The organism is Enterobacter sp. UPMP701 (assembly GCF_053709515.1).
The window spans coordinates 175,163-199,046 of record NZ_JBSKJN010000004.1 but is presented as its reverse complement, the minus strand read 5'-3'; the positions used below and the strand labels follow the sequence as shown (position 1 = coordinate 199,046).

General features: G+C 58.5%; 20 protein-coding genes and 1 pseudogene. 10 read left to right on the top strand and 11 right to left on the bottom strand.

From position 1 onward, the window contains the following. Positions 1 to 2: 2 nt before the first annotated feature. The 4 genes from ACWKXT_RS12485 to iolB are packed head-to-tail and all read left to right on the top strand — an operon-like array spanning position 3 to position 4,789. Positions 3 to 1,136, top strand: a complete 1,134-nt coding sequence (locus ACWKXT_RS12485; protein ID WP_454532563.1) for a Gfo/Idh/MocA family protein — start codon at positions 3 to 5, stop codon at positions 1,134 to 1,136. Positions 1,137 to 1,148: 12 nt separating this feature from the next. Further along, positions 1,149 to 3,053, top strand: coding sequence for a bifunctional 5-dehydro-2-deoxygluconokinase/5-dehydro-2-deoxyphosphogluconate aldolase (locus tag ACWKXT_RS12480; RefSeq protein WP_454532562.1), 1,905 nt, complete (start codon positions 1,149 to 1,151; stop codon positions 3,051 to 3,053). Between the two features lie 11 nt (positions 3,054 to 3,064). Next, entirely contained in the window at positions 3,065 to 3,955 is an 891-nt protein-coding gene (iolE, locus tag ACWKXT_RS12475) for a myo-inosose-2 dehydratase (RefSeq protein ID WP_454532561.1), read from the top strand. A 9-nt stretch (positions 3,956 to 3,964) separates the two neighbouring features. Next, positions 3,965 to 4,789, top strand: coding sequence for a 5-deoxy-glucuronate isomerase (gene iolB, locus ACWKXT_RS12470; protein WP_454532560.1), 825 nt, complete (start codon positions 3,965 to 3,967; stop codon positions 4,787 to 4,789). Positions 4,790 to 4,878: 89 nt separating this feature from the next. Here the strand turns inward: iolB and ACWKXT_RS12465 are convergent, their stop codons facing one another. From ACWKXT_RS12465 to ACWKXT_RS12455, 3 genes and pseudogenes are all read right to left on the bottom strand, one after another. After that, positions 4,879 to 5,622, bottom strand: a complete 744-nt coding sequence (locus ACWKXT_RS12465) for an alpha/beta fold hydrolase (RefSeq protein WP_454532559.1) — start codon at positions 5,620 to 5,622, stop codon at positions 4,879 to 4,881. Between the two features lie 11 nt (positions 5,623 to 5,633). Continuing rightward, entirely contained in the window at positions 5,634 to 6,101 is a 468-nt protein-coding gene (locus ACWKXT_RS12460) for a DUF6130 family protein (RefSeq protein ID WP_454532558.1), read from the bottom strand. A 160-nt stretch (positions 6,102 to 6,261) separates the two neighbouring features. Beyond that, positions 6,262 to 6,437 (bottom strand): annotated as a pseudogene (locus ACWKXT_RS12455) (MFS transporter); the annotation flags it as partial. Positions 6,438 to 6,534: 97 nt separating this feature from the next. Here ACWKXT_RS12455 and ACWKXT_RS12450 point away from each other — a divergent pair. Further along, complete coding sequence (locus ACWKXT_RS12450; protein WP_454532604.1) at positions 6,535 to 7,131, top strand: LysR family transcriptional regulator; 597 nt, start codon at positions 6,535 to 6,537, stop codon at positions 7,129 to 7,131. Here ACWKXT_RS12450 and ACWKXT_RS12445 read toward each other — a convergent pair. Next, positions 7,128 to 7,316 carry a YfgG family protein gene (locus ACWKXT_RS12445; protein ID WP_454529266.1) on the bottom strand — a complete coding sequence of 63 codons (189 nt, stop codon included), beginning with the start codon at positions 7,314 to 7,316 and terminating at the stop codon, positions 7,128 to 7,130. The two genes, ACWKXT_RS12450 and ACWKXT_RS12445, sit on opposite strands and share 4 nt — an antisense overlap. Positions 7,317 to 7,668: 352 nt before the next feature. Here ACWKXT_RS12445 and ACWKXT_RS12440 point away from each other — a divergent pair, with 352 nt between their 5' ends. Further along, positions 7,669 to 9,909, top strand: a complete 2,241-nt coding sequence (locus tag ACWKXT_RS12440) for an EAL domain-containing protein (RefSeq protein ID WP_454532557.1) — start codon at positions 7,669 to 7,671, stop codon at positions 9,907 to 9,909. Positions 9,910 to 9,913: 4 nt separating this feature from the next. Here ACWKXT_RS12440 and ppx read toward each other — a convergent pair whose 3' ends face one another. From ppx to purM, 4 genes are all read right to left on the bottom strand, one after another. After that, a complete protein-coding gene (gene ppx, locus ACWKXT_RS12435; RefSeq protein WP_119915374.1) occupies positions 9,914 to 11,452 on the bottom strand; it encodes an exopolyphosphatase in 1,539 nt (512 codons plus the stop codon). A 3-nt stretch (positions 11,453 to 11,455) separates the two neighbouring features. Beyond that, positions 11,456 to 13,516 (bottom strand): polyphosphate kinase 1, encoded by a 2,061-nt coding sequence (ppk1, locus tag ACWKXT_RS12430; RefSeq protein ID WP_454529077.1) that lies wholly within the window; start codon positions 13,514 to 13,516, stop codon positions 11,456 to 11,458. 204 nt (positions 13,517 to 13,720) lie between these two features. Continuing rightward, a complete protein-coding gene (gene purN / locus ACWKXT_RS12425; protein WP_119915375.1) occupies positions 13,721 to 14,362 on the bottom strand; it encodes a phosphoribosylglycinamide formyltransferase in 642 nt (213 codons plus the stop codon). Continuing rightward, the gene (purM, locus tag ACWKXT_RS12420; RefSeq protein WP_454532556.1) at positions 14,359 to 15,396 is read right to left on the bottom strand and encodes a phosphoribosylformylglycinamidine cyclo-ligase; all 1,038 of its coding nucleotides are present in this window, start codon (positions 15,394 to 15,396) and stop codon (positions 14,359 to 14,361) included. Before purM ends, purN begins: the two co-directional genes overlap by 4 nt. Before the next feature lie 266 nt (positions 15,397 to 15,662). Here purM and ACWKXT_RS12415 point away from each other — a divergent pair, with 266 nt between their 5' ends. The 4 genes from ACWKXT_RS12415 (at position 15,663) to ACWKXT_RS12400 (ending at position 20,069) form a co-directional block, all read left to right on the top strand. Continuing rightward, positions 15,663 to 17,093, top strand: a complete 1,431-nt coding sequence (locus ACWKXT_RS12415; protein ID WP_454532555.1) for a 6-phospho-beta-glucosidase — start codon at positions 15,663 to 15,665, stop codon at positions 17,091 to 17,093. A gap of 175 nt (positions 17,094 to 17,268) precedes the next feature. Beyond that, positions 17,269 to 17,895: a uracil phosphoribosyltransferase gene (gene upp, locus ACWKXT_RS12410; RefSeq protein ID WP_003860560.1), complete on the top strand. Its 627-nt coding sequence runs from the start codon at positions 17,269 to 17,271 to the stop codon at positions 17,893 to 17,895. Positions 17,896 to 17,981: 86 nt separating this feature from the next. Continuing rightward, positions 17,982 to 19,271, top strand: a complete 1,290-nt coding sequence (gene uraA / locus ACWKXT_RS12405) for a uracil permease (RefSeq protein WP_454532554.1) — start codon at positions 17,982 to 17,984, stop codon at positions 19,269 to 19,271. A gap of 96 nt (positions 19,272 to 19,367) precedes the next feature. Further along, on the top strand, positions 19,368 to 20,069 hold the full coding sequence (locus tag ACWKXT_RS12400) for a DnaA inactivator Hda (protein WP_211438414.1): 702 nt from the start codon (positions 19,368 to 19,370) through the stop codon (positions 20,067 to 20,069). Between the two features lie 18 nt (positions 20,070 to 20,087). Here ACWKXT_RS12400 and ACWKXT_RS12395 read toward each other — a convergent pair whose 3' ends face one another. Genes ACWKXT_RS12395 through celB form a run of 3 tightly spaced genes read right to left on the bottom strand, consistent with a single transcriptional unit; the run spans position 20,088 to position 23,788 of the window. Then, entirely contained in the window at positions 20,088 to 21,509 is a 1,422-nt protein-coding gene (locus tag ACWKXT_RS12395; RefSeq protein ID WP_454532603.1) for a leucyl aminopeptidase family protein, read from the bottom strand. Next, entirely contained in the window at positions 21,509 to 22,465 is a 957-nt protein-coding gene (locus ACWKXT_RS12390; protein WP_454529075.1) for a N(4)-(beta-N-acetylglucosaminyl)-L-asparaginase, read from the bottom strand. Before ACWKXT_RS12390 ends, ACWKXT_RS12395 begins: the two co-directional genes overlap by 1 nt. 3 nt (positions 22,466 to 22,468) lie before the next feature. Continuing rightward, entirely contained in the window at positions 22,469 to 23,788 is a 1,320-nt protein-coding gene (celB, locus tag ACWKXT_RS12385; protein ID WP_454532553.1) for a PTS cellobiose transporter subunit IIC, read from the bottom strand. Positions 23,789 to 23,884 lie beyond the last annotated feature (96 nt).

The window sequence follows — 23,884 nt, the reverse complement described above, 5'->3', positions numbered from 1 at the left end:
CGATGAAAGAGGTTCGTATTGGATTGATTGGCACCGGGTATATCGGCAAGGCGCACGCTATCGCCTATGCCCAGGCCCCGACGGTGTTCAACCTGCGCGGCAGGCTGGTACGCGAGATGGTAGCGGAAGTCACGCCGGAGCTGGCGGCAGCGCGCGCGCAGGCGTTTGGCTTCAATCGCTCCACCGGGGACTGGCGGGCGCTGGTGGCCGACCCGGCCATTGACGTGGTGGATATTTGCTCACCCAACCACCTGCATAAGGAGATGGCGCTGGAGGCGATCCGCCACGGCAAGCACGTCTACTCGGAGAAGCCGCTGGCGCTGAACGCCCACGACGCGCGCGAGATGGTCGACGCCGCGAAGCGGGCCGGGGTGAAAACGCTGGTAGGGTTCAACTACATGAAGAACCCGACGGCGCAGCTGGCGAAGGAGATTATCGCGCGCGGCGAGATTGGCGAGGTGATCCACTTCTACGGCACCCACAACGAGGACTATATGGCCGACCCGCTGTCGCCCATTCACTGGCACTGCTTTAAAGAGACCGCCGGGCTGGGGGCGCTGGGCGACCTCGCGGCGCACATCGTCAATATGGCCCAGTACCTGGTGGGGGAGATCGAGCAGGTCTGTGGCGACCTGAAGATCGTGGTCCCGGCGCGCCCGGCGAAGGCCGGATCGTCAGAGATGATTGCGGTGGAAAACGAGGATCAGGCCCACGCGATGGTGCGCTTCGCGGGCGGGACGCAGGGCGTGATTGAAACCTCCCGCGTCGCCTGCGGCCGCAAGATGGGGCTGTCGTACGTGATCACCGGGACGAAGGGCGCCATCAGCTTCACCCAGGAGCGCATGGCGGAGCTAAAGCTCTATCTGCATGACGATCCGGTGAACCGTCAGGGGTTCCGCACGCTGCTCGTCGGCCCGGCACACCCTGACTACGCCGCGTTCTGCATGGGCGCAGGCCACGGAATTGGCTTTAACGATCAAAAAACGGTGGAGGTGCGCGACCTGGTGGACGGGATTGCCGCCGACGCGCCGATGTGGCCGGACTTCGAAGAGGGCTGGAAGGTGTCGCGCGTGCTGGACGCGATTGCGCTCTCACACCTGCAAGGCCGCTGGCTGAACGTGAACGACATTGTCTGATGAGGTATCAACGTGGAAAAGCAGTTTGATGTGATATGCATGGGCCGCGTGGCGGTAGACCTCTACAGTCAGCAGATTGGCGCACGGCTGGAGGATGTGTCGAGCTTCGCCAAATACCTTGGCGGATCCTCCGGCAACGTGGCGTACGGCACCGCGCGTCAGGGTTTACGTTCGTCGATGCTGGCGCGCGTCGGCGATGAACATATGGGCCGCTTCCTGCGGGAAGAGCTCAACCAGGTAGGCTGCGATACCAGCCATCTGATTACGGATAAACAACGCCTCACGGCGCTGGTGCTACTCGGCATTAAAGACCGGGACACCTTTCCTCTGATTTTTTATCGCGATAACTGCGCGGATATGGCGATTACCGCCAGCGATGTGGACGAAAGCTACATTGCCTCCGCACGTTGTCTTGCCATCACCGGGACTCATCTTTCTCATCCGCAGACCCGCGAGGCGGTGCTGACGGCGCTGGGATATGCCCGCCGTCACGGCGTGCGCACGGTGCTGGACATCGATTACCGTCCGGTGCTGTGGGGGCTGACCTCTTTAGGCGACGGTGAAACGCGCTTTATCGCTGCCGACCAGGTCACCCGCGAGCTGCAGGAGGTGCTGCACCTCTTCGACGTCATTGTCGGCACCGAAGAGGAGTTTCATATTGCGGGCGGCAGCACGGATACCCTGCAGGCGCTGGGGCAGGTGCGCGCCGTCAGTGACGCTGCGCTGGTCTGCAAGCGCGGAGCGCTCGGCTGCTCAGTCTACACCGACGCCATTCCGCCCCGTCTGGACGATGGCCTGACGGTAACCGGCGTGCGCGTGGAGGTGCTGAACGTGCTCGGCGCGGGGGACGCATTTATGTCCGGCCTGCTGCGCGGCTACCTGAACGACGAAGGCTGGGAGCAGGCGTGCCGCTACGCCAACGCCTGCGGTGCGCTGGTGGTCTCGCGCCACGGCTGCGCCCCGGCGATGCCGAGCAAAATCGAGCTGGATGACTATCTCTCCCGCGCAGCAAGGGTGCCGCGCCCGGATCTTGACCCGCGTCTTAACCATCTGCACCGCGTCACCACCCGCCGCCGCGAATGGCCGGAGCTGTGCGTGATGGCGTTCGATCACCGCAGCCAGCTTGAGGATATGGCGATGCAGTGCGGCGCGTCGCTTAAGCGCATTCCGGCGCTGAAGCAGCTGATCCTGCAGGCCAGCCGCGAGGCGGCAAGCCGCGCCGGGCTGGAGGGCAAAGCCGGTCTGCTGTGCGACGGCACCTTTGGGCAGGATGCGCTGAACGCGATCACCGGGGAAGGGTGGTGGATTGGTCGTCCCATTGAGCTGCCGGGCTCCCGGCCGCTGGAGATGGAGCACGGCAACATCGGCACCCAGCTTATCAGCTGGCCGCAGGAGCACGTGGTGAAGTGCCTGGTCTTCTTCCACCCGGAAGACGCCCACGGCCTGCGCCTGGAGCAGGAGCAGAAAATCGCCGAGGTGTACCACGCCTGCTGCCAGTCCGGGCACGAGCTGCTGCTGGAGGTGATTCTGCCCGCCAGCATGCCGCGCAGCGACGAGCTCTACCTGCGCGCCATCTCCCGCTTCTACAACCTGGGCATTTACCCGGACTGGTGGAAGCTGCCGCCGCTTTCCGCCGACGGCTGGACGGCGCTGAGCGAGATTATCGAACGCCGGGACCCGCACTGCCGTGGGGTGGTGATCCTCGGCCTGGATGCTCCGGCGGAACAGCTGCGCGCCGACTTCAGAGCCGCAGCGGGGCAGACGGTAGTCAAAGGCTTTGCCGTGGGGCGCACGCTGTTTGGCGAGGCTTCCCGCGCGTGGCTGAAACACGATATTGACGATGCGCAGTTGGTGGCGCGCATTCGGGACAACTACCTGCAGCTTATCGCCTGGTGGCGCGAGCGCGGACACGCATAATGGAGACGACAATGAGTGTACAACTGGGCATTAACCCGCTGACGTGGACGAACGACGATCTGCCTTCTCTCGGCGCGGAAACCTCGCTGGAGACCTGCCTGAGCGAAGGGAAAGAGGCCGGTTTTGCCGGTTTCGAGCTGGGCAATAAATTCCCGCGCGAAGCGCGCCTGCTCGGCCCCATCCTGCAGCGCCACGACCTGCAGCTGGTCTCCGGCTGGTACTCCGGCCGCCTGCTGGAGCGCAGCGTGGAGGAAGAGATCGCCGCCGTGCAGTCACACCTGACGCTGCTGCGCGAGCTGGGGGCGAAGGTACTGGTCTTTGCGGAAGTGAGCGGCTGCATTCACGGCGAGCAGCAAACCCCGGTTCACCTGCGCCCGCGCTTCCCACAGGCGCGCTGGAAGGAGTACGGCGAGAAGCTCACCGAATTTGCCCGCTACACCCAGCAGCAGGGGGTGCAGATTGCCTATCACCACCATATGGGGACGGTGATTGAGTCCGCTGACGACGTGGACAATCTGATGACCCATACCGGCGAGGAGGTCGGATTGCTGCTGGACACCGGTCATCTGACCTTTGCCGGGGCCGATCCGCTGGCGGTGGCGCAGCGCTGGGCGTCGCGCATCAACCACGTTCACTGTAAAGACGTGCGCGCTGACGTGCTGGCGGAGGTCAAAAACCGCAAAACCAGCTTCCTCGATGCGGTGCTGAGCGGCGTGTTTACCGTGCCGGGAGACGGCTGCGTCAATTACCCGCCGATCATGAGCCTGCTGAAAGCACAGGACTATCACGGCTGGCTGGTGGTTGAGGCAGAGCAGGATCCGGCGATAGCCCATCCGCTGACCTATGCCCGTCTGGGGTATAACAACCTGAGCCGTCTGGCCCGCGACGCCGGACTGATTTGAGGAGGCGACATGTCACGTCTGTTATCACGCTGGCAACAGCCGAACGCGGAGGGACGCACCCAGTCCGTCACGCCGGAAAGCGCAGGGTGGGGCTACGTCGGCTTTGAGGCGTATGAGCTACAGGAGGGGCAGACGCTGACGCTGCCCGCCGTCAGCGAAGAGCGCTGCCTGGTGCTGGTCGCCGGGCGCGCCTCCATCAGCACCTCTTCCGCGCAGTTTAACGATATCGGCGAGCGGATGAGCCCGTTCGAGCGCATAAAGCCGTGGGCGGTGTACGTCACCCCGCAGGAGACGGTGCAGGTGAAGGCGCTGACGAAACTGGAGCTGGCGGTCTGCGCCGCCCCCGGCAACGGCACGTACCCGACGCGGCTGATAGCCCCGCAGGACATCGACGCCGAGGCGCGCGGCAAAGGCCACAACCAGCGCTATGTGCACAACATTCTGCCGGAAGACAAGACCGCCGACAGCCTGCTGGTGGTGGAGGTGTGGACCAATGAGGGCTGCACCAGCTCGTACCCGAGCCACAAGCACGACACGGATAACCCGCCGCAGGAGACGTATCTGGAGGAGACCTACTACCATCGCCTCAACCCGGAGCAGGGGTTCTGCATGCAGCGGGTTTACACCGACGACAGAACGCTGGATGAGTGTATGGCAGTCTATAACCGTGACGTGGTGATGGTGCCGAAGGGCTACCATCCTGTGGCGACAATGGCCGGGTATGACAGCTACTATCTCAACGTGATGGCGGGACCGGTGCGCAAATGGATGTTCACCTGGGAAGAGGATCACGCGTGGATTAATCGCGATTATCCTGCAGAGAGGGGTGGCTGAGGCGGCCTTTCTTGTCGGATGGCGCTGCGCTTACCCGACCTGTGAAACCGTAGGCCCCCGCAAGCGCAGCGCCGCCGGGCGAATGGTCCTCAGTGCATCCGCCTCGCCTGCTCAATCGTCCGGGCAACGATCTGCGGCTGACTGACCATCGACACGTGGCTCGCGGACACCTCGGTGGTTTTCGCGTGGATCGCCTTCGCCATCGCCCGTTCCAGCTCAGGGTTGATCATCCGATCCTGTTTGCTGACCACAAACCAGCTCGGTTTGTCATGCCACGCCGCGTGGGTGACCTTTTCACCAAACGCCTCGGCCTTAATTGGCCCCTGCGTGGCCGCGATAGCGTTTTGTTCACCAGGCTTCACATCAGGCGCGAAGTCCTTCCTGACGGCATCCGTCGGCAGGTATAAATAGCCGTCCGCCGTTTTAGCAATGCCCGCGCTGCCCGGTGGCGGCGGGTAGCTTCCCGCCAGATCCGCCGTCGACTGGCCGGAGTCCGGCGCGAATGCCGCCACATACACCAGTGATTTTACCCGCGCATCGTTGCCCGCCTCGCTAATGACGGTGCCGCCCCAGGAGTGGCCCACCAGCACCACGTCGCCGTGCGCCCGGGAGATGGCCCGTTTTGTGGCTGCAACATCATCCTTAAGCGAGGTGAGCGGGAGCTGGACGGCAATGACCTCTGCGTGCTGTTTCTGCAGAAGGGTAATCACCTTATTCCAGCTGCTGCCGTCGGCAAACGCGCCGTGCACCAGCACGACGCTGGTTTTACTTTCCGCGAAGGCGCTGGCGGACAGCGCCAGCAGGCCCGCCGTCACTACAGACAGTGCTTTCATCTTCAGACTCCTTAAAAGTGGTGGACCGCCGCATGGGGCGGTACGGTGAATTCAATAGTTTTGTGGTCGAGCGGCTTGTGTGTCGGGTCGGCCAGGATGATCGTTACCTTGTGCTTACCGGCGGGCAGCCCCACCAGGATCACCGGCTCGCCGCTGGCGTCAGCCCAGTGCCACGGCGCACCGTCCACCACCACGTGAATGTGTCCGATGCGCGGGGTGATCTTGAGCGCCTCGGGGCCAAATACCGGCTCGATGCGCAGGTTTTCGGCACGGTACTGGATAAACACCGCGCCTTTGCTTAGCGGGCCTGCGAGCGGCGGATCGACGATCAGCTTTGCGGGCGGCTGCGGCTGCGCCAGCGGCGCAACGGCGGCGGGGCCGTTAACGTCTGCGGCGCTGAGGTTGTCCAGCGGTGTGGCCTGGGCATGTGCTACAGATGCCAGGACAAGCAGGGGGAAAAGCGCGTAACGACGAATCATGGTTCTCTCCTTATCGGTTCTGAATGGCGACAGGGAAAGAAAACCATTTTTATGTATCGGAGATATTTGCCGGAGGCGGCGTTTTGTACCCGTTTGTCAGCGCAGGGTTCTGGATACAGTGCGATACAGATTGCCTGCCGGGACGGCGCACTATCGCTATCGCCAGCCCGGCAATCACCAGCGTCAGGCCGAGGTAAATCTGCGGTGATGACCAGCCCCGGTCGGCTGAAATGGCCAGCGCAAAGGTGCCGGGCATATAAACGAGATCCCCCAGTTGATGAGCTGATTACATCCGGCTGTGAGGGCAAGGCGGCGAGGCAGGGCAGGTGTTTCCATTGTTTTTCATTCCGTCGGGCAGTTGTCCTGAGCATAGCGGGCGCGGTATGGTGCTGGCGGAGCAGCGACCTTATGCGCTGTATAAGAGAAACTTAGAATAACGACGCTTAATCTCGGCTATCTCGCGACGTTCCGTCTGGTGATTCAGCGCGGCAGTTTTTCCGCGGCGGCGGATCTGCTGGGCATTTCCCAGCCCGCCGTCAGCCTGCAAATACGCCAGCTGGAGCAGTTTCTGCAAACGCGGCTGGTGACGCTGCCGGTTAACGGGCGCGCGCTGGAGGTTATGCCGGTGATGGACGAGGAGTTTGTTTTTATCGCGTCGCGGGAGCAGCAGGACGCTTTCAGGGAGTTAACCCCAGAGGCGCTTCATGCTCAGCCGCTGATTGCCTTTGAGTCTGGCAGCGGTACCCGGGCGCTCATTGATGGCTGGTTTGCGGCCAATGAGTTAACGATCGCCACGGTAATGCAGCTTGGCAGCATTGAGGCGATCAAGCGTATGGTTCGGGTTGGGCTAGGCTACAGTATCGTTCCGCGAATGGCGGTAGAGCATGACGCTGACCGTGAAGGGCTCTGCGTCATGTCGCTCACGCCCATGCCGCAGCGCCAGCTCGCCATTGTGATGCGGCAGGATAAAATTCTCAGCAAAGGGATAGCAGGAATCATTCGGCTGGTGCAAAACCCTTCAGCGGGTTAGCGATCGGCGGCGTCGACGTTCAGGCTGGACTGCTGCGCCTGGGCCTTATCCTGGTGGTGATACCAGGCGCCGATAGAAGAGTAAACGAAGCGGCCAAAGAAAAACAGAAAGCTGATGAGCAGTATGATGCGGGTCATCCGGGTGTTAAAACGGTGTCGTTTGCGCATACGCGTGGCCTGACTCACTCTCTTTTTCCTGGGTATGCCCTTTTGGGCGACGGGGATATTAAGGCACAGCGGGATGTGAGGGTCAATTCCGTAATGTGTAAATAACCGTCAACGTTTACATTAATTATTGTTATTGAAATTAATATTTGCATTTACCATATTGATAATATGAAGAAAATTATTTCAAAAAAATCTCAAGTAAGGCTTATTTGCGTAAAATAGTTTGATTTAAGTCAACAGATTTCCGGCCCTGCTATTTAAAATCCCTCCTCCACACAGTTCGCCCCGCACGTCGCCGGGCGGCGCCAGGTCAGGTTGGATGCCTGTCTTTATTTTCCCTCTGGAGAAAAAGGGGTTTAACCGGGCATCTATGAACATTTTCGCTTTTTTGAAAAATAATAAACACCGCTGGTGGGCATTGCCGCTTATTTTACCCGTGGCTTTACTTCCCGTACTGAGCGTGGCGAATACGTTCACGCAGCTGGGGGACGGTATTGCGGCCCTCTATTATTTACCGCTCTCATTTTTGCTTTCACTGATGATGTTTTTTGGTCTGGAAGCGCTTCCCGGGATTATATTATCCCTGTTTATCCGCTATTACCCCTCGGTCGGGCTGTTTGAAACCGTCGCAGGGATCCTCCATTTTGTCGTTCCTTTAGTGCTCAGCTGGGGCGGCTACCGGGTGTTTGCCCCCAGACGTAATATGACGGCGTACGGCGACGTGCGGCTGATGGCGCAGCGCATCTTCTGGCAGGCTTTCTGCCCCGCGACGCTGTTTCTGCTGCTGTTCCAGTTCGCGGTGTATCTGGGCGTGTATGAGAGTCGTCAGAGCCTGGCAGGGCTAAACCCGCTCAATATTCGCACGCTGATCAACTATCAGGCGCTGCTGGTCAGCGGGCTGACGGGCGTGCCGCTGAGCTATCTGCTTATCCGCCTGATTCGCCATCCAAGGTATATCAAAAGCCTCATCTCGCAAATCCGTGTGCAAATAGACAAAAAGGTGACGGCAACAGAATTTCTGCTGTGGACGGTGGCACTTGGCGGGCTGCTTTCGCTGCTGCTGCTCCCGATGAATGAAAACAGTTCGATTTTCACCACCAACTATACCCTGTCGCTACTGATGCCGGTGATGCTCTGGGGCGCGATGCGTTTTGGCTATAAGCTGATTTCACTGATCTGGACGCCGGTGCTGCTGGTTTCTATTCACTATTTTTACCGCTATATCCCTGTGAACCAGGGGTACGATATCCAGCTGGCGATCACCTCTTCCAGTTATCTGGTCTTTTCGTTTGTCGTGATTTACATGTCGATGCTGGCGACACGGCAGCGCACGGTGAACAAACGTTCCCGCAGGCTGGCGCTGCTTGACCCGGTCGTGCATATGCCTAACCTGCGGGCGCTGTCGCGCGATTTGGCGAAAACCCCCTGGTCGGCGCTCTGTTTACTGCGCATTCCTGAGCTGGAGGTTCTGGGCCGTAACTATGGCGTGTTGCTGCGCATTCAGTACAAGCAGCAGCTGGCGCAGTGGATTAACGGTACGCTCCAGCCCAATGAGCAGGTCTATCACCTGACGGGCTGTGACATGGCGGTTCGTCTTAACGCCGAGTCGCATCAGCAGCGGATCGAGACCCTGGACGAGCACATCAAGCAGTTCCGCTTTGTCTGGGACGGGATGCCGCTGCAGCCGCAGGTGGGCGTGAGCTACTGCTATGTGCGTTCGCCGGTTAACCACCTCTATCTGGTACTGGGGGAACTCGGTGTCGTTGCCGATCTGTCGCTCTCTTCTAACCATCCGGAAAATCTTCAGCAGCGCGGTGCCGTCCATCTGCAGCGCAGCCTGAAGGATAAAGTCGCGGTGATGAGCCGCCTGCAGCACGCGCTGGATAATGACGAATTCACGCTGTTAGTGCAGCCCGTTCGCGGCCTGCGCGGTGATGGCTATCACGAAGTGTTGCTGCGCATGCCAGATGCAAACGGGTTGTTAATCTCGCCTGAACAGTTCCTGCCCGTCGCCCAGGAGTTTGGCCTCTCTTCGCGGGTGGATTTGTGGGTGCTGGACCACACGCTGCGCTTCCTCGCCGCGCATCGCGAAAGGCTGCCCGGCCAGCGCTTTGCCATTAATCTGGCCCCGTCGACCGTGTGCCGGGTGCAGTTCCCGATCGAGGTGAGCCGCCTGCTGGCGAAATACGCCATTGAGCCGTGGCAGCTGATTTTTGAGGTGACGGAGTGCAGCACCTTCGGCAGCGGGGAGCAGGCGCTACACATTCTCCAGCAGCTGCAGAAAATGGGGGTACGCATTGCGATTGATGATTTTGGTACCGGGTATGCGAGCTATGCGCGGCTGAAAAGCGTGGATGCCGACATTCTCAAGATTGACGGCAGCTTTATCCGCAATATGGTCAACAACAGCCTGGATTATCAGATCGTGGCGTCTATCTGTCATCTGGCGCGCATGAAGAAGATGCTGGTGGTGGCGGAATATGTCGAGACCGAAGAGATACGTTGCGCGGTTCACGCGCTGGGTATCGATTATGTCCAGGGCTGCCTGATTGGCAGCACTGTTGCGCTTGAGTCACTGCCGGAAGCAGAGGCGTCCACCGGGGACGCCTGAGCCCTCAGGCGGCGACGTCCGCGCTCTCTTCTTCGATTTTGAGCATCCAGCCGGTGACCGCTTCCCAGTACTGCTGCTCTTTTTCCAGGTCCAGCAGCACCAGCGCGTTCTGGCTGAACCAGTCGTGCGGGAAGCTCAGCGTCCAGTGATGGTCGTCGGTTTTGAGCTTCAGCGTCGGCGGGGTGGTGGTCGCCTGACGCTGGTTGTTCAGCAGCACGCCCAGGCGCAGCAGCTGAATTAACGGCAGGAACTGCTTTTTCTTGAACAGCGTGAAGCGCGGCAGGTCGTCGAGCTTGATGGCTTTGCGGTGATAACGCACCAGGGTCGCCATCATGGTTTGCTGCTCCTGGTTGAAGCCAGGCAGGTCGCTGTTTTGCAGAATATAGGCGGAATGGCGGTGCATGCCGCTGTGGTTGATGTTCAGCCCCACCTCGTGCAGCATTGCGGCCCATTTCAACAGCGCAGCAAGCTGCGGGTGCGCGAGCTTAGGATTCTGCTCCTCCCACTGCTCGTACATCTGCACCGTGGTTTCCAGCACGCGCTTCGCCTGTTCACGGTCGATGTTGTACTGGTTGGCCAGGCTCTGCGCGGTACGGCTGCGAATATCCTGATGGCGGAAGCGGCCTTCCATCTCATACAGTACACCCTCACGCAGCGCACCGTCAGAAAGGCGCAGCTCTTTAATTGCCAGCGCGTCAAACACGCCGCAGAGGATCGCCAGCCCCGGCACAAAGACCGCCTTACGCTCGTCGGAAAGCCCCGGCAGGCTTAAGGCGTCAAAACTTTTATGCTTCAGCACCTCTTCGGTCAGCAGGGTCAGGCGTTCGGGCGTGATAAAGCCGTCTTTTTCACCCATCGCCAGCAGCACTTCATGCGCCGCTTTGATGGTGCCCGACGCGCCCAGCGCCACGTTCCAGCCCTGAATACGGTACTGCCAGGCCAGATTTTCCAGCTTCTGGACAGCCGCCATTTTCGCCCGCTGGAAGTTCTCGCGGGTGATGGTACCGCCCGGGAAATACATCTGCGCGAAGCTGACGCAGCCCATACGGCGGCTTTCCACCAGCCGTGGCTCGAAGTCTTCGCCGATCACCAGTTCCGTTGAACCACCGCCGATGTCGATCACCAGCTTGCGCCCTTTTTCCGGCTGGGTGTGCTCCACGCCCATGAATATCAGACGCGCTTCTTCGTTACCGGAGATGATCTCAATCGGGTAGGGGATCACCTTTTCGGCCCGCTTGAGGAACTCCGGCGCGTTCAGCGCCTGGCGCAGCGTGTGGGTGCCCACGATGCATACGCTGGAGGGCGAGAAGCCCTGCAGGCGTTCAGCAAACAGCGACAGGCAGTTTAACCCGCGCTCCATCGCCTCTTCGCTGAGCATGCTGCGTTCATCAAGACCATCCGCCAGGTGGACGCGCTGCTTCAGACGACCGATGATCTGCAGCGCGCCATCCACCTCACGGGCGATGACCATGTGGAAACTGTTTGAGCCTAGATCGACCGCGGCGAATTCCTGCGGGCGTGGGGTCTTATCATTTATCGGCATAGGTTAATCGGGTTGCTCGAGTGATTTGATATAGTCGTAAATCGCCAGTTGCGACCGCACTTTACGGCGGTTGCCGCGCGGTACATAGCGGTTACTGAGTTCTTTGTCGATATAGCGTGCTTTCACCGTATCGCTGAACAGGATCTCGATAATGTCGAGGATACGCTGTTTCAGACGCGGATCCAGCAGCGGTGTCGCGACTTCAATTCGGTAGTCAATATTGCGCGTCATCCAGTCAGCCGAAGAGAGATAGACCTGTTTATCGCCCGCATTATCGAAAATATAGACCCGATCGTGTTCCAGGTAGCGGTCAACGATGCTGATGACGCGAATATTGTCGCTGATGCCTTCCAGCTCCGGGATGAGCGAGCACATGCCGCGGATCAGCAGGTTAACCGGCACGCCGGAGCTGGACGCCGCGTACAGCCTGTCCACCAGCCCTTTGTCAACCAGGTTGTTGAGCTTCAGCGTGATGCCGGACGACAAGCCTTTCTGGGCATTGGCGATCTCTTTGTCGATCATATCGTACAGCAGGCGGCGCGAGTTCTGCGGCGAGACCAGCAGATAGTCAAAGCTCACCGGACGGTACGGGTTTTCGATAAAGTTAAAGACCCGGCGCACCTCGTTGGTGATGCGGGCGTCAGCGGTTAAGAGCGAGTAATCGGTGTAAATCCGCGCGGTTTTTTCGTTAAAGTTCCCGGTACCAATGTGGGCGTAGCGCACCACGTCATCGCCCTCTTTACGGGAGATCAGGAACAGCTTGGCGTGAATTTTCAGCCCCGGCGCGGAGAAGATCACGTGCACGCCCGCTTCCGTCAGGCGGCGCGCCCAGTGAATGTTTGCCTCTTCGTCGAAGCGCGCCTGCAGCTCAACCACCACGGTGACTTTTTTGCCGTTGTGTGCGGCATGGATCATCGCATCGATGATGCGGGAATCTTTTGCCACGCGGTAGATGTTGATTTTGATCGCCAGCACGTTCGGGTCGAAGGAGGCCTGACGCAGCAGCTCCAGCACGTGTTCAAAGGTGTGGTACGGGTAGTAGAGCAGCACATCGCGCTCGCGGATGGCGTCGAATCCGTTACGGAACTTATCGAACCAGATATGGCGCAGGCGCGGCAGCGGCTTGTTCACCAGATTGGCTTTGCCGACATTTGGGAAGCCAATAAAATCTTTGAAGTTGTGATAACGGCCACCCGGCACGATGGAGTCATAGCGCGAAATGGTCAGCTTCTCACGCAGCATCTCCACCATGGCGTCCGGCATGTCGCGCTGATAGACAAAGCGCACCGGCTCGGCGGTCAGGCGCTGTTTCAGGCTGGAGGACATCAGCTCCATCAGGCTGGCTTCCATCTCGTGCACCAGGTCATATTCGGCGTCACGGGTCATCTTCATCGAGTAGGCGTTTAACGCATCGTAATCGAAGAAGCCTTTAAAAATGTCGTCCAGACAGTAGCGCAGGATGTTATCCAGCAGGATCATTGGCTTGCGTCTGCGCGGAGTTTCCGGCGGCAGGTTCACAAAGCGCGGCACCTTGTCGGACGGGATCTCCAGCAGGGCGTAACGGATGGATTCACCGCGAATAATTTCCACCGCCAGATAGGTGTAGTCATCCTTCAGGAACTGCACCAGATCGGTTTCGCGATTGATCAGTATTGGGGTAATGTGCTGGCGCAGATAGTGTTTAAAGTAGTGGCGCAGCCAGTTTTGTTGGTTAACGGAAAGCTGGCGTTCGTTAATCAGGAAGATTTGATTGCGCGCCATCTCCAGCAGCAGTTCGTTATACAGGCCGTCAAATTCCTGATCGGCTTTCAACACGCGGGACTGGATTTTGCCCAGCAGATGCCGCGAGTGCGAGTTTAAGCCCTGTTCTTCGCTGATGATGATCCGTCTTTTCAGCTCGGCAAAGCGAACCTTGTAGAACTCATCCAGGTTGTTGGAATAAATGCCTAAAAAACGCATGCGTTCGATCAGCGGGTTACTTTTGTCTGCCGCTTCCTGGAGTACACGTTCGTTAAATGCTAACCAGCTTAGCTCTTTCTCGATATATAACTTTTCCTGACCCATTACAGCTCACACTCCAGTTCAATCACAGGACGTGGTAAATCCGTCTCGTCCTTATTATGGCGAGCATTTCCACGATATGTCCAACAGTGCCAGAAAAGTATGACAGTTATTTTTTTTGTTGGGGATTTTAGAAGGTTGGAGAAGGGAATATCGGGTAATGCAATGTGTACGTCGGGTAAGCGCAGCGCCACCCGACATAACAAACTACTCTTCGGCTGCATAACCCTGCGGGGGTAACTTCACGCCGTCCAGCCAGGCTGCGCCGTCGCGCATCGCCAGACGCCCGTCAACAAACCAGCTTACCACCAGCGGGTAAATGGCATGTTCCTGGGTCTGCACGCGCTCGGTCACGTCGTCTTCGTTGTCGCCGTCAAAGACCGGCACTTTCGCCTGCAGGATCACCGGGCCACCGTCCAGCTCGTCGGTCACGAAATGGACAGAGGTACCGTGCTCCTCGTCGCCGTTTTCCAGCACCTGACGATGGGTGTGCAGGCCGGGATATTTCGGCAGCAGGGAAGGGTGAATATTCAGCAGTCGACCGGCGTAGTGTTCGACGAAGGCCGGGCTGAGGATACGCATATAGCCCGCCAGCACCACCACGTCAGGCGCGTAGGCGTCAATCTCCTGCACCAGCTCGCGGTCAAAGGCTTCACGCCCGGCAAACTGGCTGGCTTCCAGCGCGTGCGCGGGAATGTTCGCTTCCCGCGCGCGCTCAAGGCCGAACGCGTCGGCCTTGTTGCTGAAAACTGCCCGAATGGTGCCATTGATTTTCTTCTGTTTGCAGGCGTCTATGATGGCCTGCAAATTGCTTCCGTTGCCGGAAATGAGCACCACGATGTTTTTCATTCAATGACCACACGCTGTTCGGAGTCGGAAGCCTTAATCGTACCGATTTTCCACGCGTTTTCACCTTTTTCAGTCAGCAGCTTAACCGCTTTATCCGCTTCGCTTGCCGGCAGGGCGATAACCATGCCCACGCCGCAGTTAAAGGTGAGGTACATTTCGTGAGAGCTCACGTTGCCTGCGGTTTGCAGCCAGTTGAAGACGGCTGGCCACTGCCATGAGGATTCGTCGATCACCGCCTGGGTGTTGTCCGGCAGAACGCGCGGGATGTTTTCCCAGAAGCCGCCGCCGGTCAGGTGAGCGATAGCGTGAACGTCAACGTTTTCGATCAGCTCCAGCACGTTTTTCACGTAAATGCGGGTAGGGGCCAGCAGGTGGTCGGCCAGCGGTTTGCCGTCGAGCTCGGTGGTCAGCGGGTCACAGCCGCTCACTTCGAGGATTTTACGCACCAGAGAGTAGCCGTTAGAGTGCGGGCCGCTGGAGGCCAGCGCGATAAGCACATCGCCATCGGCCACTTTGCTGCCGTCGATAATTTCTGATTTTTCTACTACGCCGACGCAGAAGCCCGCGACGTCATAATCTTCGCCGTGGTACATGCCCGGCATTTCAGCGGTTTCGCCGCCCACCAGCGCACAGCCGGACTGCAGACAGCCTTCGGCGATACCGTTAATGACGCTGGCTGCGGTATCCACATCCAGTTTGCCGGTCGCGTAGTAATCGAGGAAGAACAGCGGCTCTGCGCCCTGAACCACCAGGTCATTCACACACATCGCGACCAGGTCGATACCGATCGTGTCGTGACGTTTTAAATCCATCGCCAGGCGCAGCTTGGTGCCTACACCGTCAGTACCCGAGACCAGAACAGGTTCACGATATTTTTGCGGCAGCGCGCACAGTGCGCCGAAGCCACCCAGACCACCCATCACTTCCGGGCGGCGGGTTTTCTTCACCACACCTTTGATTCGGTCAACCAGCGCATTACCTGCGTCAATATCAACACCGGCATCTTTGTAGCTGAGAGAAGTTTTGTTGGTCACGGCTTAAATCCCCACGCGATTGCATAGCTAGTAAGAAAAATCGGCGCAATTCTAACAGTCCAGGCAAACGTTTGCGAGCCTATTCTCGGCGCGGGGATCTTTTTTTCTTAGCGATCTGTTAATGCAGCCAAACTTGACTCCGTTCACGAAAATGAAACCGGTTTCGGCAATCTGCTTGCAACGAATATCGCCTTTGCACATCATCGGACTGAAACCGGTTTCTGTAATTGTTTTTGCAGAAAATAACGCAGAATGAGGGAAAGCGAATGTCAGGATTCAAAGCAGGTTTTCTGTGGGGGGGGGCCGTTGCGGCACATCAGCTTGAAGGCGGCTGGAAAGAGGGCGGCAAAGGCGTAAGCGTTGCCGACGTCATGACCGCGGGCGCGCACGGCGTGCCGCGTGAAATCACCAACGGCGTGCTGGAGGGGAAAAATTACCCTAACCATGAGGCCATCGATTTCTACCATCGCTATAAAGAAGACATCAAACTCTTTGCCGAGATGGGGTTCAAATGCTTCCGCACCTCCATCGCCTGGACGCGTATCTTCCCGAAAGGCGACGAGCTTGAACCGAACGAGGCCGGGCTGAAATTCTATGACGATTTGTTCGACGAATGCCTGAAGTACGGCATCGAACCGGTGATTACGCTTTCCCATTTTGAGATGCCGTTCCACCTGGTCACGGAATACGGCGGCTGGCGCAACCGTAAGCTGATCGACTTCTTCGTTCGTTTCGCAAAAGTGGTTTTCCAGCGCTATCAGCATAAAGTGAAGTACTGGATGACCTTCAACGAGATCAACAACCAGGCCAACTTCCACGAAGACTTTGCGCCGTTTACCAACTCCGGGCTGAAATATGCGCCGGGCGAAGACCGCGAGCCGGTGATGTTCCAGGCGGCGCACTACGAGCTGGTGGCCAGTGCCCTGGCGGTGAAGGCGGGACGCGAGATCAACCCGTCGCTGCAGATCGGCTGCATGATTGCCATGTGTCCTATCTACCCGCTGACCTGCGCGCCGGACGACATGATGATGGCGATGAACGCCATGCACCGCCGCTACTGGTTTACCGATGTTCACGTGCGCGGCACGTACCCGCAGCATCTGCTCAACTACTTTGCGCGTCGGGGCTTCGCGCTGGATATTACCGAAGAAGATAAAGCCGCGCTGAAGCAGGGCTGCGTGGATTACATCGGCTTTAGCTATTATATGTCCTTCGCCACCAAAGCGACGGCAGATAACCCGGCGCTGGACTACGACGAAAGCAAGAGCCTGGTCTCCAACCCGTACGTGCAGAAATCCGACTGGGGCTGGCAGATTGATCCGGTCGGGTTGCGCTACTCTCTGAACTGGTTCTGGGATCACTATCAGCTGCCGCTGTTCATTGTTGAAAACGGCTTTGGCGCGATCGACGTGCAGGAGAGCGACGGCACGGTGAACGACCAGTACCGCATCGATTACCTTTCCGCGCACATCCGCGAGATGAAAAAAGCGGTGGTGGAAGACGGCGTGGATCTGATGGGCTATACCCCATGGGGCTGTATCGACCTGGTGTCTGCCGGAACGGGCGAAATGAAAAAACGCTACGGCTTTATCTTTGTCGATAAAGACAATGAAGGCAACGGCACGCTGAACCGCAGCAAGAAGAAATCGTTCGACTGGTATAAGCAGGTGATTGCGAGCAACGGCGAGCAGCTATAATTGCCCGGTAAGCGTTAGCGCCACCCGGCAGAATCCCGCACCCAAGCCGGAGCCCAGCCTCCGGCATTTTTGTTTTTGATTGATGTACGTCAAGCAAGATGGGTATGGTCTAATCCGAAAAAAGCGGTATAATCCCGCGATTTTTTTGCGGATGCCACCTCAGAGGAGAAAGAGAATGAAGATTGTGGAAGTGAAACACCCACTCGTTAAACACAAGTTGGGCCTGATGCGTGAGCATGACATCAGCACGAAGCGTTTTCGCGAACTGGCTTCTGAAGTGGGCAGCCTGCTGACCTACGAAGCGACCTCTGATCTGGAAACAGAAAAAGTGACCATCGAAGGCTGGAACGGCCCGGTGCAGGTTGAGCAGATCAAAGGTAAGAAAATTACCGTGGTGCCAATCCTGCGCGCCGGTCTTGGCATGATGGAAGGCGTGCTGGAGCACGTCCCAAGCGCGCGCATCAGCGTGGTCGGTATCTACCGTAATGAAGAGACGCTGGAGCCGGTGCCTTACTTCCAGAAGCTGGTCTCTAACATCGACGAGCGCATGGCGCTGGTGGTTGACCCGATGCTGGCGACCGGCGGTTCTATGATCGCCACCATCGACCTGCTGAAAAAAGCGGGCTGCAGCAGCATTAAGGTGCTGGTTCTGGTGGCTGCACCGGAAGGTATCGCGGCGCTGGAAAAAGCGCACCCGGACGTTGAGCTTTACACCGCGTCTGTTGACCAGGGTCTGAACGAGCACGGGTACATTATTCCGGGGCTCGGCGATGCCGGCGATAAGATCTTTGGTACGAAATAATCGAATAACGATAACTAAGCCGACTTTGATAGTCGGCTTTTTTTTGAATAAAACACACATAACTAACCATCTCAGAGGAAAACACTATGACGCGCCGTGCTATCGGGGTGAGTGAAAGACCGCCGCTTTTACAGACTATCCCGCTTAGTTTGCAACATCTGTTCGCCATGTTTGGCGCAACCGTGCTGGTGCCAATCCTGTTTCACATTAACCCGGCTACCGTGCTGCTGTTCAACGGCATTGGTACGCTGCTTTATCTGTTCATCTGTAAAGGCAAAATCCCGGCGTATCTCGGGTCGAGCTTTGCCTTTATCTCGCCGGTGTTATTGTTGCTGCCGCTGGGTTATGAGGTCGCGCTGGGCGGCTTTATCATGTGTGGCGTGCTGTTCTGCCTCGTTTCCTTCATCGTGAAGAAAGCCGGTACCGGCTGGCTGGACGTGATGTTCCCGCCTGCGGCGATGGGTGCCATCGTTGCCGTCATTGGCCTGGAGCTGGCGGGCGTGGCGGCGAACATGGCTGGCCTGCTGCCTGCGGACGGTCAGTCACCGGATTCCAAAACCATCATCATCTCGCTGGTAACCCTGGGCGTGACGGTATTTGGCTCCGTGCTGTTCCGCGGTTTCATGGCGATTATCCCGATCCTGATCGGCGTGCTGGCGGGCTACACGCTCTCCTTCGTGATGGGCGTTGTGGATACCACGCCGATTGCCGAGGCGCACTGGTTCGCGCTGCCAACCTTTTACACCCCGCGCTTTGAATGGTTTGCTATCTTCACCATTCTGCCTGCGGCGCTGGTGGTAATTGCCGAGCACGTCGGGCACCTGGTTGTAACGGCGAACATCGTGAAGCGCGACCTGATCCGCGACCCGGGCCTGCACCGCTCCATGTTTGCCAACGGTTTCTCCACCATCATCTCCGGTTTCTTCGGCTCCACGCCAAACACCACCTACGGCGAGAACATCGGCGTAATGGCGATCACCCGCGTCTACAGCACCTGGGTTATCGGCGGCGCGGCGATCATCGCCATTCTGCTCTCCTGCGTCGGTAAACTGGCGGCGGCGATTCAGATCATCCCGGTGCCGGTGATGGGCGGCGTTTCCCTGCTGCTGTACGGGGTGATCGGTGCCTCCGGTATACGCGTGCTGATTGAATCCAAAGTGGATTACAGTAAGGCGCAGAACCTGATCCTGACCTCCGTTATCCTGATCATCGGCGTGAGCGGCGCGAAGGTGCACATTGGCGCGGCGGAGCTGAAAGGCATGGCGCTGGCGACCATCGTCGGTGTCGGCCTGAGCCTGATTTTCAAGCTGATCTCAGTGATCCGCCCGGAAGAGGTGGTGCTGGACGCGGACGAAAGCGAAAAAGCGTCACATTGATCGAAAAGCCGGGCGAAGGATCGCCCGGTTCTCTCCTCGCAGGTTCCGTGTTAAACTTCATTCCGATTTTATGCAAGATCTCTGGTTGAGGTATTTCTGAACGGACCGGCACAGCTCTCTCTGCCACTTTATCTCCCTGACGACGAAACTTTCGCGAGTTTCTGGCCGGGTGATAACCCCTCTTTACTGGCTGCACTGCAAAACGTGCTGCGCCAGGATCACAGCGGATACATCTATATCTGGTCACGCGAAGGCGCGGGGCGCAGTCACCTGCTGCATGCCGCCTGCGCGGAGCTTTCGGCGCGCGGTGACGCGGTAGGCTATGTGCCGCTGGATAAACGTACCTGGTTCGTGCCTGAAGTGCTTGAGGGAATGGAACATCTCTCGCTGGTCTGCATCGATAATATCGAATGCGTGGCGGGGGACGAGCCGTGGGAAATGGCGATCTTTAACCTCTACAACCGCATCCTGGAATCAGGTAAAACCCGGCTGCTGATCACCGGCGATCGCCCGCCGCGCCAGTTGAATCTGGGGCTGCCGGATCTGGCGTCTCGTCTGGACTGGGGGCAAATCTACAAGCTTCAGCCGTTATCTGATGAAGATAAGCTGCAGGCTTTACAGCTGCGCGCAAAGCAGCGTGGGTTTGAGCTGCCGGAGGACGTGGGGCGCTTCCTGCTCAAGCGTCTGGATCGCGAAATGCGCACGCTGTTTGATACCCTCGATCAGCTCGACCGCGCCTCCATTACCGCCCAGCGCAAGCTGACCATTCCGTTTGTGAAAGATATTCTTAAGCTTTGAGTTTTTGCCCGGTGGCGGCTAAAGATCCCCCATCAGGTGCTCAACCAAAAGCGGAATCGGTCTTCCCGACGCCACGCTTCTGCCGCTCTCTCGCCACAGCGCCGTACCGCTAATATCCAGATGCGCCCACGGGATTGTCGGCGGGCAAAAGTGGTGCAGCAGCCAGGCCGCCGACGCGCTGATCGCCGCGTTGTTGGTCGGCGTGTTGCACAGATCGGCGATGGCGCTGTCGGTCTGCTTTTTCAGTCGCGCATCCAGCGGCAGGGACCATACTTCGTCGCCGCTCCGTTTTCCTGCCATTGTCAGCGCCGCGCGCAGCGGCTCATCCTGGGTCATCAGCCCGCTCAACTCATATCCCAGCGCTTTCACGACCGCACCGGTTAAGGTCGCCATATCAATAATATAGCGCGCCTGCGGGTGCCGCTGGCTGGTCCAGGCGATGGCGTCGGCCAGCACCAACCGGCCTTCGGCATCGGTATTGTTGATTTCAACCGTCATGCCGTTGCAGGCCGTTGCCACCGTGCCGGGCTGCATGGCGTCCGGCCCGATGGCGTTTTCCGCCAGCGCCAGCACGCCCATGATGCGTACGGGGAGCGCCAGCTCTGCCACGGTCTGCATCAGCCCCAGCACGTTAGCTGCGCCGCACATGTCATATTTCATGGTGTACATGCCCGCGCCTTCCTTCAGCCACAGGCCTCCGGTATCGAAGGTAATTCCTTTTCCCACATAGCAGCGTACCGGGCCGTCGTTGACACCATCATAATGAATCGCCAGCAGACGAGGCGGGCAGGTCGCCCCTTTGCCGACGGCGTGCAGCAGTCCAAGCCCTCGCTCAACGATTTGTTTTTCATCCAACACGTCGCACCGCAGGGCAGGGAAGGCGGCACACATTTTTTGCGCCTCTTCCACCACAAACTGCGGCGTGCAGTGGTCGGAAGGAACATCCGCCAGGCGTCGCGCCGCGACCATGCCGTGGGCGATGGCATCCTGCTGGCGGAAGATTGTTTCCAGCTTTTCCTGCTGCTCCGGCAGGCAGAGGGCGGTGATGTGCGCAAGGCGTACCGACGATTCATCGGTTTTCTTCAGCTTCAGATCGCTCAGCCTGTGCGCCTGGTTAAAGAGAAAACGCAGCACCTGTGCCAGCACAACGTCGTCAATATTCGTGACGTCCAGTATCACATTCGGGCTAACGGGTGAGGCCAGCAGCGGCCGCAGCGCAGTGAGCAACCCTTCGGTCAGGTTGTCATGCCAGAGCGCATCGGGCAGCAGAGTGATACGGGCAAACGGCGCGCAGCCAAAGCGCGTGTCTGCGATGTGGTCAGACTCGCGCATTTCGGCAAACAGCGCCGTATCAGGCAATAGCGTACAGGAGGCGGACGCGAGGAAATGGCTTTGCGGCTTCGCGTCAGAAAGCGCGGTGATAAACTGATACGTGATCATCATGACTCCTCAATCGGCGCGCGGATCCGTGCGGCATAGGCCTGCATCCACTCATCATCCACCGCGTGATAGTGCGTTTTCTCCCGCAGGCGTTCGGTACGATAAACAGTGAGAGGCTGACGATCCGTCGCTACCACAAACGAGAAGGTTTTGATGTTGGTCGCGGCCCCGAACTCGCCCCTGTTGTTCATGCACACCACGGAGAGATCGCCCACGCGGCCAAACCGCGACATCAGCTTGTCCTCCAGTTCGAACACCACGGAGTCTGCCGCCTGCTGCGGCGTCATCCCTTGCGCCATCCGGCGAACGATTTCATAGCTGGTACAGCCTTTCATCAGATCTTCGCCGACGCCCGTGGCGGTGGCCGCGCCGGTTTCGCTGTCGCAGTAAAAGCCGGAACCGATAATCGGCGAATCACCAATGCGGCCGCGCTTTTTCATAAACAGACCGCTGGTGGAGGTGGCAACGCTCATCGAGCCCTGCTTGTCGAGACCGATAATGCCGACGGTGTCGTGCCCGTCGTAGGGGCTTAAGCCCTTATCCAGCGTCTCGCGGCAGCGCTTGCGGTAGTGCTGCAACGCGCGGTCGGTGAGCATGGTTTTGTCGGCAAAGCCCTGGCTCAGAGCCCATTCCCGCGCGCCCTGGCCGACCAGCAGGCTGTTGTAGCGCTGACGGCTCAGTGCGTGCGCCACGCGCACCGGGTTGGCGATATCCACCAGATTACCCACCGCGCCAAAGGCCAGCGTGTCGCCATCCATATACGCCGCGTCCAGCTCCACCTCGCCGTTTTCGGTCGGCAGGCCACCGTAGCCGACGGATTTATAAAACGGAAAGTCTTCCACGGCCGCGACGGCATCGACTACTGCCGAAGCGACCGGTTTACCCGCCGCGAGGGCAGACGCAGACTCCGTGACGCCTTCAAGTGCCATTCGCCAGGTGGCGATAATTCCCCACATGCTTTACTCCTGTTTTGCAAGGGTTGCGTCGGTTTGCGATACGGTGGCAGTTTCCGCCGCGCGGTACTGTTTATCCACGATACGCATGAAAGGCAGGTACAGCATGGCGCCAATCAGCAGGTTGATAAGCTGCATCACGCTGCCGCTCAGGTGCCCGGTAACGATAAATCCGCTGATGACTGGCGGCAGCGTCCAGGGGATAAACACCCCGGTGGTGACGGCGACCGCGCCAACTTTCATCGCCGCGTATTGCACGGTGACCAGCACCAGCGGCACCAGGTTGAACGGGATGAGCATGATCGGGTTCATGATCACCGGCAGGCCAAACAGAATCGGCTCGTTGATGTTAAACACCGAAGCCCCGGCACCGAGGCGCGCCACTTCGCGCATGTTTTTGCTGCGGGCGAAGATCAGCATCGCTATCACCAGCGACAGCGTGGCGCCCGCGCCCCCCATCCAGATCATGTCAAAAAACTGTTCGGTAATGATGTGCGGCGGCGTTGTGCCGGCCTGAATCGCGGCGATGTTGTCGGTCTGGTTTTCCATCCACAGCGGACGAATAATGCCGTTAATCATCGAGCCGGAGTTAATGCCCACTGACCAGAGAATGGTGATGCTGAACACCGTCATCAGCGCGCCAAAGTATGAGGTGCCGTAATGACGCACCGGCGTGGCAACCACTTCATAAATAAACTGGTGGATGGTGTTGTAGTGGGTGTTTTCAAACACGATGCGGATACCCAGCACCAGAATCATCACCAGCAGGGCCGGGATCAGCGCGGCGAACGACTCCTGCACCGCCGGCGGCACTCCGTCCGGCATTTTTATGACCAGATTTTTGCGCTTCAGCCAGCAGAACAGTTCCGTCCAGAGCAGAGAGCCGATCATCGCCACGAACAATCCTTTGCTGCCAATCCACTCCACTGGAATGACGGTAATACCGCCGTTTTCCGCCACCTTAATAAACGGGGTCAGGATCAGAAACGCGACCAGCGCCAGAATGCCGCAGGAGATGCGGTCCTCGCCGTAGTGTTCCGCCAGGCGGAAGGCGACAAGGAAGCTAATGAACAGCGACATAGTGGAGAACACCGCGTTGAACGGAATTTCAATAATCGCGCTCCAGTTCTCACCAAAGGCCTGAGACATAAACTGCTGATAGGTTTGGTTCGGGAAAGAGGAGATCACCAGCAGAATGGAGCCGACGATGATAAACGGCATGAATGAAACATAGGCACCGCGGATGGCCCCGAGATGACGCTGCTGGGCCGTTTTCGCCGCCAGGGGCATCAGTTTTGCTTCAAGAAATCCCAGAACATTGTTCATTGTGAACTCCGTACAAGATTGAGTGGCATGGTTTATGTTATGTCTGTGGATTATCAGTGAAGCGCGGCGAGCGAAAGGTGAAATCGGTCACAAAGC

Bases quoted from the DNA above. Each gene is read 5' to 3' on its own strand.
- uraA (WP_454532554.1), top strand. From the start codon at position 17,982: ATGACGCGCCGTGCTATCGGGGTGAGTGAAAGACCGCCGCTTTTACAG.
- ppx (WP_119915374.1), bottom strand. From the start codon at position 11,452: ATGCCGATAAATGATAAGACCCCACGCCCGCAGGAATTCGCCGCGGTC.
- ACWKXT_RS12390 (WP_454529075.1), bottom strand. From the start codon at position 22,465: ATGTGGGGAATTATCGCCACCTGGCGAATGGCACTTGAAGGCGTCACG.
- ACWKXT_RS12415 (WP_454532555.1), top strand. From the start codon at position 15,663: ATGTCAGGATTCAAAGCAGGTTTTCTGTGGGGGGGGGCCGTTGCGGCA.
- ACWKXT_RS12395 (WP_454532603.1), bottom strand. From the start codon at position 21,509: ATGATCACGTATCAGTTTATCACCGCGCTTTCTGACGCGAAGCCGCAA.
- purN (WP_119915375.1), bottom strand. From the start codon at position 14,362: ATGAAAAACATCGTGGTGCTCATTTCCGGCAACGGAAGCAATTTGCAG.
- iolB (WP_454532560.1), top strand. From the start codon at position 3,965: ATGTCACGTCTGTTATCACGCTGGCAACAGCCGAACGCGGAGGGACGC.
- ACWKXT_RS12465 (WP_454532559.1), bottom strand. From the start codon at position 5,622: ATGAAAGCACTGTCTGTAGTGACGGCGGGCCTGCTGGCGCTGTCCGCC.
- ACWKXT_RS12485 (WP_454532563.1), top strand. From the start codon at position 3: ATGAAAGAGGTTCGTATTGGATTGATTGGCACCGGGTATATCGGCAAG.
- celB (WP_454532553.1), bottom strand. From the start codon at position 23,788: ATGAACAATGTTCTGGGATTTCTTGAAGCAAAACTGATGCCCCTGGCG.
- upp (WP_003860560.1), top strand. From the start codon at position 17,269: ATGAAGATTGTGGAAGTGAAACACCCACTCGTTAAACACAAGTTGGGC.
- ACWKXT_RS12440 (WP_454532557.1), top strand. From the start codon at position 7,669: ATGAACATTTTCGCTTTTTTGAAAAATAATAAACACCGCTGGTGGGCA.
- ppk1 (WP_454529077.1), bottom strand. From the start codon at position 13,516: ATGGGTCAGGAAAAGTTATATATCGAGAAAGAGCTAAGCTGGTTAGCA.
- ACWKXT_RS12460 (WP_454532558.1), bottom strand. From the start codon at position 6,101: ATGATTCGTCGTTACGCGCTTTTCCCCCTGCTTGTCCTGGCATCTGTA.
- iolE (WP_454532561.1), top strand. From the start codon at position 3,065: ATGAGTGTACAACTGGGCATTAACCCGCTGACGTGGACGAACGACGAT.